Here is a 538-nt window from a genome sequence, read left to right on the forward strand (position 1 = left end):
GCCCCACCAGCTGGACCCCCATCGGCAGCCCGCTGTCGGACTGCAGCAGCGGCAGGGTCACCGCCGGCGTACCGCAGAAGGTCCAGATGCCATTGAAGGCGGCACTGCCGGTCCACTCGAGCCCTGCCGGCGCCGGGCCCGGTGCGGCCGGCGTGAGGATGGCATCGTAGCGGTCGAATACGGCCTCCAGGGCATCGTTCAGCAGACGTGGCCAGTCGCGCGCGACCAGGTAGTCGTGCGCCAGGACGCGCCCGCCCTCGTCCATCGTCTGCTGCATCGTCGGGCTCAACTGGTCGCGTCCGCGCCGCGCGTAGTGATGATACGACTTCGCCAGTTCGGTCATCTGGACCAGCTCGCACAGCTTCATCGCCTCGCCGAAGTGGCCCGGCAGGTCGACCTCGTCGCAATCCTCGCCCAGCGCCTCGGCCAGCTCCGCGAAGCCCGCCTGCATTTCCGGGTCGGCGGTGTCCCAGGCCGGCTGGCGCACGAAGGCAAAGGCCGGCTTCACCGGCGGGCTCGAGGTTGAAATCTCGAGCAG

At 69.7% G+C, this 538-nt stretch carries 1 protein-coding gene; it reads right to left on the reverse strand.

The features are described from left to right. On the reverse strand, positions 1-538 hold a 538-nt coding region (locus ACKGJN_RS16730; protein WP_409540703.1), incomplete at both ends, for an amidase family protein.

Origin of the sequence: Gillisia xinjiangensis, from assembly GCF_046298265.1 — a bacterium.
GTDB lineage: Bacteria > Bacteroidota > Bacteroidia > Flavobacteriales > Flavobacteriaceae > Gillisia > Gillisia xinjiangensis.